Source organism: Exiguobacterium sp. EA-TM-5, from assembly GCF_053878415.1.
Window position 1 is genome coordinate 2878490 of record NZ_CM132670.1, and the last position, 13630, is coordinate 2892119.

10 protein-coding genes, 15 tRNA genes and 1 rRNA gene are annotated in these 13630 nt (G+C 45.7%); 2 read left to right on the forward strand and 24 right to left on the reverse strand.

Annotated features, from left to right (window positions below; all coding sequences use genetic code 11):
* Positions 1–30 precede the first annotated feature (30 nt).
* Complete coding sequence (locus ACV3PA_RS15100; RefSeq protein WP_456125157.1) at positions 31–849, forward strand: sulfurtransferase; 819 nt, start codon at positions 31–33, stop codon at positions 847–849.
* 43 nt (positions 850–892) lie between these two features.
* Here ACV3PA_RS15100 and ACV3PA_RS15105 read toward each other — a convergent pair whose 3' ends face one another.
* The 4 genes from ACV3PA_RS15105 to ACV3PA_RS15120 are packed head-to-tail and all read right to left on the reverse strand — an operon-like array spanning position 893 to position 7085.
* Positions 893–3316, reverse strand: coding sequence for a glycogen/starch/alpha-glucan phosphorylase (locus ACV3PA_RS15105; RefSeq protein ID WP_456125158.1), 2424 nt, complete (start codon positions 3314–3316; stop codon positions 893–895).
* A 28-nt stretch (positions 3317–3344) separates the two neighbouring features.
* A complete protein-coding gene (gene glgA / locus ACV3PA_RS15110; RefSeq protein WP_053452623.1) occupies positions 3345–4796 on the reverse strand; it encodes a glycogen synthase GlgA in 1452 nt (483 codons plus the stop codon).
* Between the two features lie 14 nt (positions 4797–4810).
* Positions 4811–5911: a glucose-1-phosphate adenylyltransferase subunit GlgD gene (glgD, locus tag ACV3PA_RS15115; RefSeq protein ID WP_053452622.1), complete on the reverse strand. Its 1101-nt coding sequence runs from the start codon at positions 5909–5911 to the stop codon at positions 4811–4813.
* A 13-nt stretch (positions 5912–5924) separates the two neighbouring features.
* Positions 5925–7085, reverse strand: a complete 1161-nt coding sequence (locus ACV3PA_RS15120) for a glucose-1-phosphate adenylyltransferase (RefSeq protein WP_053452621.1) — start codon at positions 7083–7085, stop codon at positions 5925–5927.
* Between the two features lie 205 nt (positions 7086–7290).
* Between ACV3PA_RS15120 and ACV3PA_RS15125 the strand changes: the two genes are divergently transcribed.
* Positions 7291–9066, forward strand: a complete 1776-nt coding sequence (locus tag ACV3PA_RS15125; RefSeq protein ID WP_456125159.1) for a transglycosylase domain-containing protein — start codon at positions 7291–7293, stop codon at positions 9064–9066.
* A 1-nt stretch (position 9067) separates the two neighbouring features.
* Here the strand turns inward: ACV3PA_RS15125 and ACV3PA_RS15130 are convergent, their stop codons facing one another.
* The 20 genes from ACV3PA_RS15130 to rrf all read right to left on the reverse strand — a co-directional run bounded on the left by ACV3PA_RS15130 (position 9068) and on the right by rrf (position 13542).
* Positions 9068–9634 carry a DUF5366 family protein gene (locus ACV3PA_RS15130; protein WP_053452619.1) on the reverse strand — a complete coding sequence of 189 codons (567 nt, stop codon included), beginning with the start codon at positions 9632–9634 and terminating at the stop codon, positions 9068–9070.
* A 248-nt stretch (positions 9635–9882) separates the two neighbouring features.
* Positions 9883–10356 (reverse strand): tRNA (uridine(34)/cytosine(34)/5-carboxymethylaminomethyluridine(34)-2'-O)-methyltransferase TrmL, encoded by a 474-nt coding sequence (trmL, locus tag ACV3PA_RS15135; protein WP_053452618.1) that lies wholly within the window; start codon positions 10354–10356, stop codon positions 9883–9885.
* A gap of 3 nt (positions 10357–10359) precedes the next feature.
* Positions 10360–10839, reverse strand: a complete 480-nt coding sequence (locus ACV3PA_RS15140) for a methylated-DNA--[protein]-cysteine S-methyltransferase (protein ID WP_053452617.1) — start codon at positions 10837–10839, stop codon at positions 10360–10362.
* A complete protein-coding gene (gene queG / locus ACV3PA_RS15145; protein ID WP_053452616.1) occupies positions 10814–11974 on the reverse strand; it encodes a tRNA epoxyqueuosine(34) reductase QueG in 1161 nt (386 codons plus the stop codon). Before queG ends, ACV3PA_RS15140 begins: the two co-directional genes overlap by 26 nt.
* A gap of 89 nt (positions 11975–12063) precedes the next feature.
* Positions 12064–12134 (reverse strand) — tRNA-Gly (locus ACV3PA_RS15150).
* A 38-nt stretch (positions 12135–12172) separates the two neighbouring features.
* A tRNA-Gly gene (locus tag ACV3PA_RS15155) sits at positions 12173–12243 on the reverse strand.
* 4 nt (positions 12244–12247) lie between these two features.
* Positions 12248–12328: transfer RNA gene (locus ACV3PA_RS15160), tRNA-Leu, on the reverse strand.
* 36 nt (positions 12329–12364) lie between these two features.
* Positions 12365–12438, reverse strand: a tRNA-Cys gene (locus ACV3PA_RS15165).
* A 6-nt stretch (positions 12439–12444) separates the two neighbouring features.
* Positions 12445–12519: transfer RNA gene (locus tag ACV3PA_RS15170), tRNA-Gly, on the reverse strand.
* Between the two features lie 8 nt (positions 12520–12527).
* Positions 12528–12599, reverse strand: a tRNA-Gln gene (locus tag ACV3PA_RS15175).
* A gap of 10 nt (positions 12600–12609) precedes the next feature.
* Positions 12610–12682, reverse strand: a tRNA-His gene (locus ACV3PA_RS15180).
* Positions 12683–12691: 9 nt separating this feature from the next.
* A tRNA-Trp gene (locus ACV3PA_RS15185) sits at positions 12692–12762 on the reverse strand.
* A 4-nt stretch (positions 12763–12766) separates the two neighbouring features.
* Positions 12767–12850: transfer RNA gene (locus ACV3PA_RS15190), tRNA-Tyr, on the reverse strand.
* A 31-nt stretch (positions 12851–12881) separates the two neighbouring features.
* Positions 12882–12957: transfer RNA gene (locus ACV3PA_RS15195), tRNA-Phe, on the reverse strand.
* A gap of 7 nt (positions 12958–12964) precedes the next feature.
* Positions 12965–13040, reverse strand: a tRNA-Asp gene (locus ACV3PA_RS15200).
* Positions 13041–13048: 8 nt separating this feature from the next.
* Positions 13049–13122 (reverse strand) — tRNA-Met (locus tag ACV3PA_RS15205).
* A 10-nt stretch (positions 13123–13132) separates the two neighbouring features.
* Positions 13133–13207 (reverse strand) — tRNA-Glu (locus tag ACV3PA_RS15210).
* Positions 13208–13228: 21 nt separating this feature from the next.
* Positions 13229–13319: transfer RNA gene (locus ACV3PA_RS15215), tRNA-Ser, on the reverse strand.
* 26 nt (positions 13320–13345) lie between these two features.
* A tRNA-Asn gene (locus ACV3PA_RS15220) sits at positions 13346–13420 on the reverse strand.
* Between the two features lie 6 nt (positions 13421–13426).
* Positions 13427–13542, reverse strand: a 5S ribosomal RNA gene (gene rrf / locus ACV3PA_RS15225).
* Positions 13543–13630: the final 88 nt, after the last annotated feature.

Below are 13630 nucleotides of genomic sequence, written 5' to 3' on the forward strand. Positions count from 1 at the left end.
TTAACACTAGAAAGGGTAAGGTGATGAGGCATGTTTCCTACGATTCAAATGGCAGACCTTCAACAGCTCGTCCGAACGGATCAGATTCGCTGGTTTGACTGCCGCTATGACTTACAACAACCTGAATATGGCCGAAATGCTTTCTTAGAACAACACGTCGAAGGTGCCCAGCACTTGGATTTAACGACGGACCTATCTGGTCCAATCGATCAGGTCGGCGGTCGACATCCGCTTCCTTCAAAAGAAGCGTGGCAACACACTCTCGAACAGCATGGCGTGACTCCGGAAGACTTCGTCGTCTTGTATGACGATGGTTTTCCGTATGCGGCTCGTGCATGGTGGTTATTTAAGTGGATCGGACATGAACGTGTTGTCGTCCTCGAGGGAGGATTCTCCTCTTACCTAGCGTTCGATCTTCCGGTCACGAATGACGTTCCTACTTATGAATCCTCTCAGTACACGCCCCGTTTCCAAGACGATATGCTTGTCTCGTTCGATGACCTAAAAAATCAACTGACAGAGAGCGTGCTCGTCGATTCCCGTGCGCCTGATCGTTATCGGGGAGAGATTGAACCTCTCGACCACGTCGCTGGACATATTCCTGGTGCCGTGAACTGTTACTTTGAACAAGCACTATCACCAAACGGTCGCTTGCGAGATGCAGAAGATTTAAAAGAACTATACGCCGATATCTTACCAGTCACAGCACCTATCCTCTACTGCGGAAGCGGTGTGACGGCGTGTGTCAATGTCATCGCTCTTCATTCGCTCGGAAAAACCGATGTCCGGCTTTACGCCGGCTCTTATAGTGATTGGGTGAGTCGTGGTGAGAACGTCTCCCGTTCGTAAACATAAGACACTGACAGAAACATCTGTCGGTGTCTTTTTGGGTTTATAGTTGAATCGGCTTGATGTTCCAAATCGCATTCGCATACTCTTTAATCGTTCGATCACTTGAGAAAACACCTGAGCGCGCAATATTGAGAATGACTCGTTTATACCACTCTTCCGGTTGCTGATACATCCGATCGATTCGTTCTTGTGCCTGTTGATAGGACAAGAAGTCTTTCAAAATCAGATACTCATCATTATACGTCAATAACGAATCATAAATCGCTTGGAATTCACCTGGAGCGAACAACGTCCCATCCACAAGGCTATCGATGATTCGTCGTAACTCAGGTTGCGCACTGTATTGATCATAAGCACTGTAACCGCCGTATTGTTTATAATTCATGACTTCCTGCGGCGTTAAACCAAAGATGAAAATATTCGCATCCCCGACCTCGTCTCGAATTTCAATATTCGCTCCGTCGAGAGTTCCGATCGTCAAGGCGCCGTTCATCATGAATTTCATGTTTCCAGTTCCAGAGGCTTCATAACTTGCAGTCGAAATCTGTTCACTGACATCACTTGCCGGGAAGATCTTCTCAGCAAGCGATACTCGATAGTTTTCTAGGAAGACGACTTTCAAGTATGGACTGACGTCTGGATCCTGATTGATCAAGCGAGCTAACGCATTGATATAACGAATGACTTCTTTTGCATAATGATAGCCTGGCGCAGCCTTTGCACCAAAGATGAATGTCCGCGGTGTCATCGTGAAAGAACGGTCCTCCTTCAGACGATAGTAAAGCGAATGAATGTGTAACGCATTCAAGAGTTGACGTTTGTACGCATGCAATCGCTTGACTTGAACATCAAAAATCGAGGTCGGGTCCACGACGATCCCGGTTTCTTTTTCAATGAGCAACGCTAATTCTTCTTTACGCTGAAGTTTGATCTCGGCGATGTCCTTCTGTAATGCTTCATCCTCTGCCCATTTCGTCAACTTTTGCAAATCGGACGGATGCTGAATCCAACTATCCCCGATTGCCTCTGTCACACGATTTGCCAGTGCTGGGTTTGATGAGAGGAACCAGCGACGATGTGTAATTCCGTTCGTCTTATTATTAAAGCGAAGTGGGAACATCTCATAAAATAATCGCATCTCGCGTTGTTTCAGAATTTCAGTGTGGATTTGCGCGACACCATTTGTCGAATGCGTACCGACCACAGCAAGGTTCGCCATGTTAATCCGGTCATCCGCGATGATGGCAATATCCCGCATATGCGCTTCCATGTGCGGATAATTCGCGAGCACATCCTTACAGAAGCGTCGATTAATCTCCTCAATGATGAGGTAGATGCGCGGCAATAAGCGACGGAATAAATCAATCGGCCAGCGTTCGAGTGCTTCTGATAGTAGCGTGTGATTCGTAAACGACATGACACTCTTCGTGATTCGCCATGCTTCTTCCCATCCAAATCCTTCTTCATCGATAAGGATCCGCATCAGTTCCGGAATCGCAACGACTGGATGCGTATCATTAATATGAATAGCAATATGGTTCCCAAGCTGCTTTAATGAATGATTCCGCTTTTTAAAAGATGTCAAGATACTTCGTAGTCCGGCAGAGACGAAGAAGTATTGTTGCTTCAGACGCAACTCTTTTCCTTCGTACGTTGTATCATCCGGATACAGAAACTCTGAAATCGTCTGAATCGATTGTTTATGTGCCAGTAAATCTTTATAATTCCCACGGTATTGGCTAAGTAGTTCATCATCATCAAGCGGAGACTCCGCACTCCAGAGCCGTAGATTGTTCACGACTCCATTTTGATAACCGACGATTGGCATATCATACGGAACAGCGCGAACGATTTCAGCTGGTTCATGATGGACACGATACCCATCACCAACCTCTTCAAGCCAGACATGTCCACCAAAAGGAACGTCGACCGCTTTATCAGAACGTCTGATTTCCCACATGTTCCCGTTCTTCAACCAGTTGTCTGGTAACTCGACTTGATAACCATCAATGATTTTTTGTTTGAACAAACCATACTGGTAGCGGATACCATTCCCATGTCCAGGCAGACTAAGCGCGGCTAACGAGTCAAGGAAACATGCCGCGAGACGACCGAGCCCTCCGTTTCCAAGACCAGGCTCTGGCTCTTCTTCTGTCAGATCACTGAGCTGATATCCAAGTTCTTCAAGTCCTCGTTCCACATCCTTTAAGACATCGAGGCTTAACAAGTTGTTGTGCAGAAAACGTCCGAGTAAAAACTCGAGTGAAAAGTAATAGACTTGTTTACTTTTTTTATGAGTATACGTTTCCTTCGTTCGCAACCAGTCAGTCGTAACCGTCTCGCGTACCATATAGGCAAGTGTCTGATAAATATCGTTTTCTGTTGCTTCTGTTATAGCCTTACCATGCATCGAAACGAATCGTTCCGTAAACCTCTCCTTGAACTTCTCTTTATCTTTAAACATGATGTAACCCCTTTTCCCAGTGACACGATCAAGTGGCGGACGGTGCAATCAAACGATATAATGCCAAGTATTCATCCGCTGAGCGCAACCAACTGAAGTCTTCATTCATCGCTGTCTCAATCAGATGTTCAAAGACGGGCTGATCATGATAAACCTCGATCGTGCGCTTAATCGCTTCTAAAAACTCATGTGCATTATAATTCGCGAACGAGAATCCATTTCCTTCTAACGTAAACTGATTGAACGGTTTGACTGTATCACGGAGTCCACCCGTTTCTCGGACGACCGGTAAACAGCCGTACTTCATCGAAATCAACTGACTAAGTCCACACGGTTCAAAGCGTGACGGCATCAAGAAGGCATCACTACCCGCGTAAATTCGTTGCGCAAGACCAACGTCAAATCCGATATATGAAGCGATTTTGTCTGGACGAATCGACGTCGCATGATGGAATAATCCTTCATACTCTGCTTCACCTGAACCTAGAATGATGAACTGCGCATCAAGTTCGAATAAATCAGGTAGAATGTGTGCCAGTAAATCGATTCCCTTTTGGTCGACAAGACGTGAGACGAAGCCGAACAGTGGCACATCCGGATTGATCGGAAGACCAAGTTCTTCTTGTAACGCAGCCTTATTCTTGGCTTTTCCTTCTTTCGCCGTATCGATTGAGTACGTTTCAACGAGATGTGTATCATGCGCTGGATCGAACTGACGATAATCGATTCCATTTAAAATCCCACGCACGTCAACAGCACGATGCTGCAAGACAGGTTCAAGTGTTTCCCCGTAATACGGATCCATGATCTCATCACGATAGGATGGACTAACTGTCGTGATTTGATTAGAGTGTACAAGACCTGCTTTCATGTAATTGACGAGACCATTATGGGCAATACCATCTGCCGTAAAATGTTCTTGTCCAAGACCAAGTAAGTCACCGAGCACTTCCTCTGGGAAGACCCCTTGATACTGCAGATTATGGATTGTAAAGACCGTTTTGATGTCTTGGTAACGCTCAAGATGCTGATAATGGATGCGTAAGAAAGCTGGAATCACACCTGTTTGCCAGTCATGACAATGGATGACGTCTGGTACTTCTTTTCGATCCAAATGTTGAATCATTTCAAGAACGGCACGCGAGAAATAAGCAAACCGCTCTGCGTCGTCATAATGTCCATAAATGACGCCATCTCGCTTAAAGTAATATTCATTGTCGATAAAATAGAAAGTCACGCCATCTTGTTTCAGACGGAGGACCGCACCAAATTGTTGGCGCCAACCGACTGGTACGATGAAGTCGAATAAAAACTCCATCTCTGATTTATACTGTTCCTTGATTTGACCATAATTAGGTAAAACGACTGAAACGTCTGCACCTTCTTCAGCAAGCGCTAAAGGGAGCGAGCCGACGACGTCAGCTAGCCCCCCTGTCTTGATGAAGGGTGTCGCTTCCGTGGCAGCAAACCATACCTTCATGAGTGACATCTCCTTTAAACGATTGTTTGTTTTTTGATGACGATTGGTTCTTCTGCCGTACCGCGTATGACTTGACCACGCTTAACGGTAACTTCTTTGTCGAGAATCGCGTACTCAACAACTGCGCCCTCTTCAATGACCGATTTTTGCATGATGATCGAGTTTTTGACGCGAGCGTGTTTTCCGACTTTGACACCACGGAACAGGATGCTGTCCGTCGTTGTTCCTTCTAATTTACAGCCGTTTGCGACAAGTGAGTTCTTGATGTCAGAACCCGGAAGATAGCGTGTCGGTGGCTCATGTTTGATTTTCGTATAGACGTGCTGGAAATCGTTGATTGCTCCCCATTGCTCAAGTAATAGCATGCTCTCACGATAGTATGAACGAAGCGAATGAATGACTTGTGATGTACCACTGTACTCATAACCGTGTACATGTAGACGGTTCAGTTGCGAACGAATGATACTTTGAAGTAAATCGTACTCCCCACGTGCGATTGCCTCATCGACTAAACGAACGAAGAGATTTTTCGACAGGACGACCGTTTCCATGTAGAATGTCTCATCTGCCGGTTGGAACCCTCGTGACCCGATGGCTGTCACGTGGTTCTGTTCGCTAAAACGAATCGGACGACAGTATTTACACGGCAGTTCACGCTTCGTATAAACAACCGTAATATCGGCATTCGACTCTTTATGTTCGCGTAGCACGTCGCGATAATCTACCGCAGACAAAATGTTCGAACCAGAGACGACGACGTAATTTTCCTTACTACGAAGGAAGAAATCACGGTGGAGATGGAAGTTTGATAAATCTCCACGGAACTCGTTCGCATCTTGTGATAGTGCGGGTGGGAAAATGTACAGTCCACCGTTTGAACGGTCAAGATCCCACTCTTTACCTGATCCAAGGTGATCCATCATGCCGCGATATTTCTCGAGCGTAAAAATCCCGATGTTGGCGATATCATTTTGTACCATGTTCGTTAATGTAAAATCGATCAATCGATAACGACCGGCAAATGGAACTGCCGCTAAGTTACGATGCTCCGTCAATTCCTTGAAAAATCCTTCTTCGCCACTCAGATTGATGACACCTAATAAATCGACCTTCATTCGAATATCCCCCTTATTGAATCGCTTCTTTGATGACTTCGTTTTTCTTGACGATACTGTCTGCTTCAATGACGAAGACTTCTCCGTCTGGAGATCCAATCGTCGCACCATCTTCAACGATGACGCCATCCGCTAAGATTGCCCGGTGAATCGTGACATCTCGTCCGATTTTGACGTTCGGGAAAATGACCGAATCTTTGACGAGCGATCCTTCTGCTACATCCACTCCATAGAAGAGGACCGAATGATTGATTTCGCCTTCAATATGGCATCCTTCATTGATGATCGATGTCTCAACTGTCGCAGCATTCCCGATGTATTGAGGTTGTTGATTCGGGTTGACCGAATAGACTTTCCAAGATGGATCATATAAATCAAATTCTGGTTCTGCTGTTAGCAGATCCATGTTTGCTTCCCAAAGAGACTGAATCGTTCCGACGTCTTTCCAGTATCCTTTGAATTTATACGCACGGATGTTGAGGTTTTCAAAGAGCATGTTCGGAATGATGTTTTTACCGAAGTCAAAGCTCGATTCCGCATCACCAGCATCTTGGATCAAATGGCGCTTCAATACATCCCAGTTGAAGACATAGATTCCCATTGATGCAAGGTTCGATTTCGGATTTTCTGGTTTTTCTTCGAACTCATTGATTCGAAGATCATCATCTGTATTGAGAATCCCGAATCGTGGTGCTTCTTCCCATGGTACTTCACGGACAGAAATCGTTACGTCTGCTCCACCAAGTCGGTGTTCTTCAATCATTTGCTCGTAATCCATTTTATAAATATGATCGCCTGATAGGACGAGTACATATTCAGGGTCGAATTGGTTGATATAGCTCATGTTCCGATAAATAGCATTTGCTGTCCCTTCATACCAGTTCTTTCCGTTTTGCGCCTGGTAAGGAGGTAGAATCGTCAAACCACCATTACGCCGATCTAAATCCCATGCGCTCCCGATTCCGAGATAGCGGTTTAATTCAAGCGGTTCGTATTGTGTCAACACACCAACTGTATCGATTCCTGAATTCGTACAGTTTGAAAGTGGGAAATCAATGATCCGGTACTTTCCTCCAAATGCAACAGCTGGTTTTGCAGTATGTTTCGTTAAAGCTCCCAGACGTTTCCCTTCTCCGCCTGCAAGTAACATCGCAACGACATTCTTCTTAGCCATTTCGTCCCCTCCATTTATGCTCTTTTTTTCAGACAAATCGCGTTCTAAAATCCACAGATACTTCTATATACCCAATCTTTTCTCTTTTTAATATAACATTCCTGCAAAATAGGTTTATTAAAATACAAAAATCGAAAAAAAATCTATTGATTTCTCCATAAAAGACCGATAATAGGAATGAAATGGCTTTTTGAAAGGAGTTCTCATGCGAATTACGACAGGATATCTCGTCTTACTTGGTCTTGCGACGCTGCTTCTGTTTTCCTTATTTTCAATTAAAGATGAGTTAAAAACAGCACGCACATTCTTTTTCTGGGCCGATGAACAGACGACACGACATCCATTGACCTCCTACCAACCGATCACTGTAACCTACGAAAACAAACGGGTCGAGCTCTATGACGGACTGCGACGGGATGACTTAACCCCTCGAACATTACCGAAAAAAGTCGAGCAAGCGTTTGTTGCTATCGAAGATCAACGTTTCTATCAACATGACGGTTATGACATCACAGGAATCTTACGCGCATTTACGAAAAATCAGTCTGATTCCAAATCTCAAGGTGGTAGTACAATCACCCAGCAATTAGCAAGAATGACGTATCTATCAAACGAAAAAACATATACTAGGAAAATAAAAGAATTACTCATCGCGGTATCTTTGGAACAAAAATACTCCAAAAAAGAACTGATGACGGCGTATGTCAATCAAGCGTATTTTGCCAATAATATCTACGGAATTGAACTTGCCGCAAAATCATATTTTAATAAACCAGCACGCGATTTGAGTTGGTCTGAAATCAGTTTTCTAACAGCAATCCCGAACAATCCTTCTCTCTATGACCCGCTGCGCTTTCCTGAAAACACAAAAAAGCGCCAGCAACGAATCGTTCAAGCGTTAGTGCGCGATCGTGTACTGACGAAGGATTTTACTGTTTCTCGGGTGTCGCCTCGCTCCTATAAACCAAGCGTTCCTTATCCAGACTATATCGATGCAACCGTTCAAGCTGCTGTTCGGATGACGGCTCAAAAACACGGTTGGAGTAACAAATACGCTTTAGAATATCTGCATCAACAAGGAGCAGTCATCTCGACGTATCTCGACTCAACAGAGCAACGGCGAGCTAAAGAGGCCCTTCGTAATCTACCAAACGCGATTGAGGGCGCTTATGTTGGCATTGACGGACAAACGCACGGTGTCACGGCTCTTGTCGGCTATAAATCCAATTTAACGGGGCAGTTTAATCGAGCTGTTCAGTCTTACCGACAGCCCGGCTCAGCCATTAAGCCGTTACTTGTCTATGGTCCATATCTCGAGAAAACAAAAGCTCGTTTGTCGAGCACGTTAGACGGTAGTCCGGTTTGTATCGATGGCTACTGTCCATCGAATAGTGGGAATCGCATACTTGGACAAGTGACAATCGCTGATGCAATCGCCTATTCTTATAACACCCCAGCGATTCGGGCATTCGCTGTCTCGTTTCGAGAAGGTTTGAAATCGATTCGTCCGTTCCAGTTCAGTCAATGGACACGGGAGGATGATGCTTTTACGAGTGCTCTGGGGGGGTTACAATACGGTATCAGCCCGTATGAACTGACAAATGCTTATACTGTATTCGTTAATGATGGTATTTATCGACCGGCATCGATGATTAAAAGTATTACGCTCAAGGATGGTAAGGTCGAACGACCAGAAGAAAAGGAACAACGGATTTGGTCAAGTCAAACGAACCGAGAACTACGTGCCGGTTTAAAAAATGTCATGACGTATGGAACGGGGCGCAAAGGATACGATCCTTCTGCTAGCTACATTGGAGGAAAAACAGGAACAACGAATGATAATAAGGATATGTGGTTCGTTGGTATCAAGAATCAACACATCGGCGGTATTTGGTTAGGCGCTGACCGCCCGCGCCCGTTTCCTGTCGAAGCCAATGCAACGTTACAGGTCAAGACGTGGGCGACGATTTTACGCCCTTGATTCAACTTGGAAATAAAATTGCTTCCCCGAAGGAATTGAATAAGGTCAGACCGACCCAGGATAGACCGGCAAGCAGAACACCCCAGGCCAAAAAGGAAAAGATGATTAACCCGATCGCTCCTGCTGCAGTCGTCATTTTACTGATTTGTACCGTGTAAAAGATAAAATAGATAAAGAAGGATACAAACAACACGATACCTACGTGTAAAAAGGACGTCATAAAGGCGAAGCTGACACATCCTCCAACGAGCAGGAGAATACTTCCCGGGCGTAACATGCTGAGTGTCGTTCCCTCTTGTTCCTTGATGAAAAAGGCGAAACCGAGCTGATTAATCGTATCTGATAATAGTTTAAGCGAACTAAAGATCATAAAATAGACGATTAGAAAGCCCATCCAAACAACAAGTTTTGTATCGCGTGCTGTCAGAAGTTGAAGTAACTCATCGTACACACCGACTTGATCGAGCCAGTGCAATGCGAGTTCGGTCGTTGCAATCGCAAGGGACGTACTAAATAACAAAATGCTAATTAGCGGGGCATAACTTAATAGGTAAACATTCGTACGCATGTGGAGTCTCCATTCATAGAAAATTCATATGTAGCACACAATTTCACTTACAGGTATACTATAATAGATTATATCGGTTCAAGAGACTGAAGGGGGAAACAAAAATGGCATTTATCTTAATGGTCGGCGTAAGTCTTGCGTTTTTGACAGCAATCTTCACTGCAGGCTACAACAAAAAACCTGAAGGTAACGAATAATTCATAAAAGCTCCGTCCTGAATCAGGATGGAGCTTTTGCTTATCTTAGACTCAGAGAAGTCCTGCGTAACCTTGCTGACGCAATGCTTCATAGACAATGATTGCTGCTGTGTTTGAGACGTTCAATGAACGAACCAGATTCGATTGGGGTAGACGAATACAACGTTCTGCATTCGCGTCGATGACTTCAAGCGGTAACCCTTTCGTTTCCCGACCAAAGACGAAGAAGTAGTCTTGGTCAACGTCCGATAAGTCGATTTGACTCGGATACTGCTCTCCGTATTTCGTAATATAGTAGAAAATACCTTCCGGGTGCTTCTCCCACAACTCTTCCAAAGAATCATGATAACGGACGTCTACGAATTCCCAGTAATCAAGACCTGCACGTTTTAAATGTTTATCGTCTGTCGAAAAACCGAGTGGTCGAATCAAATGAAGAACGGAATGTGTCGCCGCACATGTTCGTGAAATATTTCCTGTATTTTGAGGAATCTCTGGTTGATACATAACGACATGAATAGCCATGGTTCAATTCTCTCCTATCTCATGCGCTAAAAGCGCTTCTTTATGGGCAATTCCGCTTGCAAACCCGGTCATTTTACCGGTAGCCCCAATAACTCGGTGACACGGATAAATCAATGCAATCGGATTACGATTCAAAGCACCACCAACAGCGCGTGCTGCTTTTGGTTTTCCAATCATGTGAGCAAGTTCACCATAACTGATTGTCTGACCAAACGGAACTTGTCGTAAAGCGAGCAACACTTGCTCTGCGAAAGGTGTAACACGTAACTGACAAGGTAGCAGATCGAGAGCCTGTCGATCACCTTCTGCGTAACGATCAAACGCTATTTGCCAATCTTTCGGTAACATACCTTCATCTGTCTCTTCCGCTAAATATGTCCGAGCTCGCTCTACATTTAGTCCAAAGTCGAGGTAAACGATCTGTTCTCTCTCCCAAGCGACAAGCAATGTACCGAACTCATAAGTGAGCTGCTGAAATGGCATCTGCTTCCCCCCACTCTTCGAGTAATCGCTGACCTTCTGTTTGTACATCTACTGCAATGTCTGTTGCAAGACGTGATTCAATATATGACTTTTCTTCAATTCCACCAATTCGACCAACTGCCCAGAGTGCAAGGGCACGCATATCTTCACGGGCATCGCTTTCTGTCATCAATCGTAGCGCATCCATCGCACTCTTATCTCGATAATGGACAAGCGCACAAATCGCATTACGCTGAATTGGCTTCTTACCACGCCATGCGCCAGATAACGTCCCAAACCGACTCTTGAACTCACGGTTACTCATCGATAAAAGTGGAACTAAGAGCGGTTTGACTTGTTCTGGATCCGGTTGTAGTTCAGCATGATGTGTGGCGTTCTTCTTCCGGTTATACGGACACACTTGCTGACACGTATCACAACCGTACAGTCGGTTACCAAGCGCCATTCGGAATGGTTCTGGCAGTAACGTTTTCGTCTGTGTTAAAAACGAAATACAGCGTTTTGCATCAATGACACCTGGTTCAACTAGTGCATCGGTCGGGCAAGCATCAATACATTTATTGCACGTTCCACATAATTCTTCGACCGGTTGATCGGGCGGCAACACGAGATCCGTAATCAACTCACCGAGATAGAGATACGATCCGTGCTCCTCACTGATGATGGAACAGTTTTTCCCACTGAACCCGATACCTGCTCGTTCTGCTACTGCACGGTCGACGAGTTCTCCTGTATCGACCATCGAGCGTGTTCGTGCACCTGGACTCAATTCTTGAATTTTTTCTTCAAGCAACGTCAAACGTTGTCGTAGTGCCTGGTGATAATCAAGTCCCCAGGACGATCGACAAAAGATACCGCGCCGCTCTCCTTCTTTGCCGCGTGGAGCATTTTTGAGTGTACTTGGATAGGCGACTGCAATGGCAATGATTGAAGCAGCATCTTCTACGAGTAAAGATGGTGTTGTTCGAAGATCGAGATTGGGCTCTTCAAAACCAGAAGCGAATCCTTTTTCTTGTTGCGCTTGCAAGCGACGCTTCAAGACAAGAAACGGATCAGCCGTCGTCACCTTCAACTCATCGATTCCAATATCTGCTGCATACTCTTGTAAAGCCAATTTCAATTGTACACCATCCATCACGATCCACTCCTTTCCTCATTAAGATTCCATTCCTAAACAAAAAGAGCAAGGTGTCAGCGAAAACGACACATTGCTCTTTTTTGGTAAGCGGGTGAAGGGAATCGAACCCTCGTCATCAGCTTGGAAGGCTGAGGTTTTACCATTAAACTACACCCGCATAATCAGGTGAAACATCAGATTGTGTAAAAAGTATAAAGCGGGTGAAGGGAATCGAACCCTCGTCATCAGCTTGGAAGGCTGAGGTTTTACCATTAAACTACACCCGCAAGATACCGGTGGTCGGAATCGAACCGACACTCCAAAGGAACACGATTTTGAGTCGTGCGCGTCTACCAGTTCCGCCACACCGGCACAATCTCTTGCAAAACTATTTAATTGAGAAATAGTTGGAGGCGCCAGTCAGAATCGAACTGACGATAAAGGAGTTGCAGTCCTCTGCCTTACCACTTGGCTATGGCGCCACTCATTGGAGCGGAAGACGGGATTCGAACCCGCGACCCCGACCTTGGCAAGGTCGTATTCTACCACTGAACTACTTCCGCTTGAAAAGCTGGGCTGGAAGGGATCGAACCTTCGCGTGCTGGAATCAAAATCCAGTGCCTTACCACTTGGCTACAGCCCAATAATAAGAGGGCGACTGATGGGAATTGAACCCACGAATGCCGGAATCACAATCCGGTGCGTTAACCACTTCGCCACAATCGCCATGGTAAACAGGGGCAGCAGGAATCGAACCCGCGCTGACGGTTTTGGAGACCGTAGTTCTACCGCTAAACTATGCCCCTATGGTGGTGGGGGGGGGCGGATTCGAACCGCCGAACCCGAGGGAGCGGATTTACAGTCCGCCGCGTTTAGCCACTTCGCTACCCCCCCACAAATGGGAAATTCATGTTATTTTTAAAGGTGGTGGCTTTGGACGGAATCGAACCGCCGACACAAGGATTTTCAGTCCTTTGCTCTACCAACTGAGCTACAAAGCCTTAACAATGGCGGTCCTGACGGGATTCGAACCCGCGATCTCCTGCGTGACAGGCAGGCATGTTAACCGCTACACCACAGGACCGTATGTAATTGCGGGGGCCGGATTTGAACCGACGACCTTTGGGTTATGAGCCCAACGAGCTACCAGACTGCTCCACCCCGCGACGCTATAAATGGTGACCCGTACGGGATTCGAACCCGTGTTACCGCCGTGAAAGGGCGGTGTCTTAACCGCTTGACCAACGGGCCATTATGAATTGAAAGTGATGATGGCGGAGAGCAAGGGATTCGAACCCTTGAGACGCTTTTGACGCCTACACGATTTCCAATCGTGCTCCTTCGGCCACTCGGACAGCTCTCCATTGTACGTGGTGAAGAAGTAATAAATGGCTCCGCAAGTAGGATTTGAACCTACGACCTACCGGTTAACAGCCGGTTGCTCTACCACTGAGCTATTGCGGAACGATCGCCTGGCAGCGTCCTATCCTCACAGGGGGAAGCCCCCAACTACTTTCGGCGTTCAAGTGCTTAACTTCCGTGTTCGGCATGGGAACGGGTGTGACCACTTGGCTATCGCCACCAGACATTTATTATCTTAACATTATGTTCACATAACGTCAAGACTTTTTTTCGTTTTTTTGAAAGGCTCGCGCCCTCAAAACTGAAGTCATC

What these genes read in the sequence shown, in the direction of transcription:
- ACV3PA_RS15140 (WP_053452617.1), bottom strand. Translation starts at nt 10,839, where the DNA reads ATGCCATTTCAGCAGCTCACTTATGAGTTCGGTACATTGCTTGTCGCT.
- ACV3PA_RS15105 (WP_456125158.1), bottom strand. Translation starts at nt 3,316, where the DNA reads ATGTTTAAAGATAAAGAGAAGTTCAAGGAGAGGTTTACGGAACGATTC.
- queG (WP_053452616.1), bottom strand. Translation starts at nt 11,974, where the DNA reads ATGGATGGTGTACAATTGAAATTGGCTTTACAAGAGTATGCAGCAGAT.
- ACV3PA_RS15125 (WP_456125159.1), top strand. Translation starts at nt 7,291, where the DNA reads ATGCGAATTACGACAGGATATCTCGTCTTACTTGGTCTTGCGACGCTG.
- glgD (WP_053452622.1), bottom strand. Translation starts at nt 5,911, where the DNA reads ATGAAGGTCGATTTATTAGGTGTCATCAATCTGAGTGGCGAAGAAGGA.
- glgA (WP_053452623.1), bottom strand. Translation starts at nt 4,796, where the DNA reads ATGAAGGTATGGTTTGCTGCCACGGAAGCGACACCCTTCATCAAGACA.
- trmL (WP_053452618.1), bottom strand. Translation starts at nt 10,356, where the DNA reads ATGGCTATTCATGTCGTTATGTATCAACCAGAGATTCCTCAAAATACA.
- ACV3PA_RS15130 (WP_053452619.1), bottom strand. Translation starts at nt 9,634, where the DNA reads ATGCGTACGAATGTTTACCTATTAAGTTATGCCCCGCTAATTAGCATT.
- ACV3PA_RS15100 (WP_456125157.1), top strand. Translation starts at nt 31, where the DNA reads ATGTTTCCTACGATTCAAATGGCAGACCTTCAACAGCTCGTCCGAACG.
- ACV3PA_RS15120 (WP_053452621.1), bottom strand. Translation starts at nt 7,085, where the DNA reads ATGGCTAAGAAGAATGTCGTTGCGATGTTACTTGCAGGCGGAGAAGGG.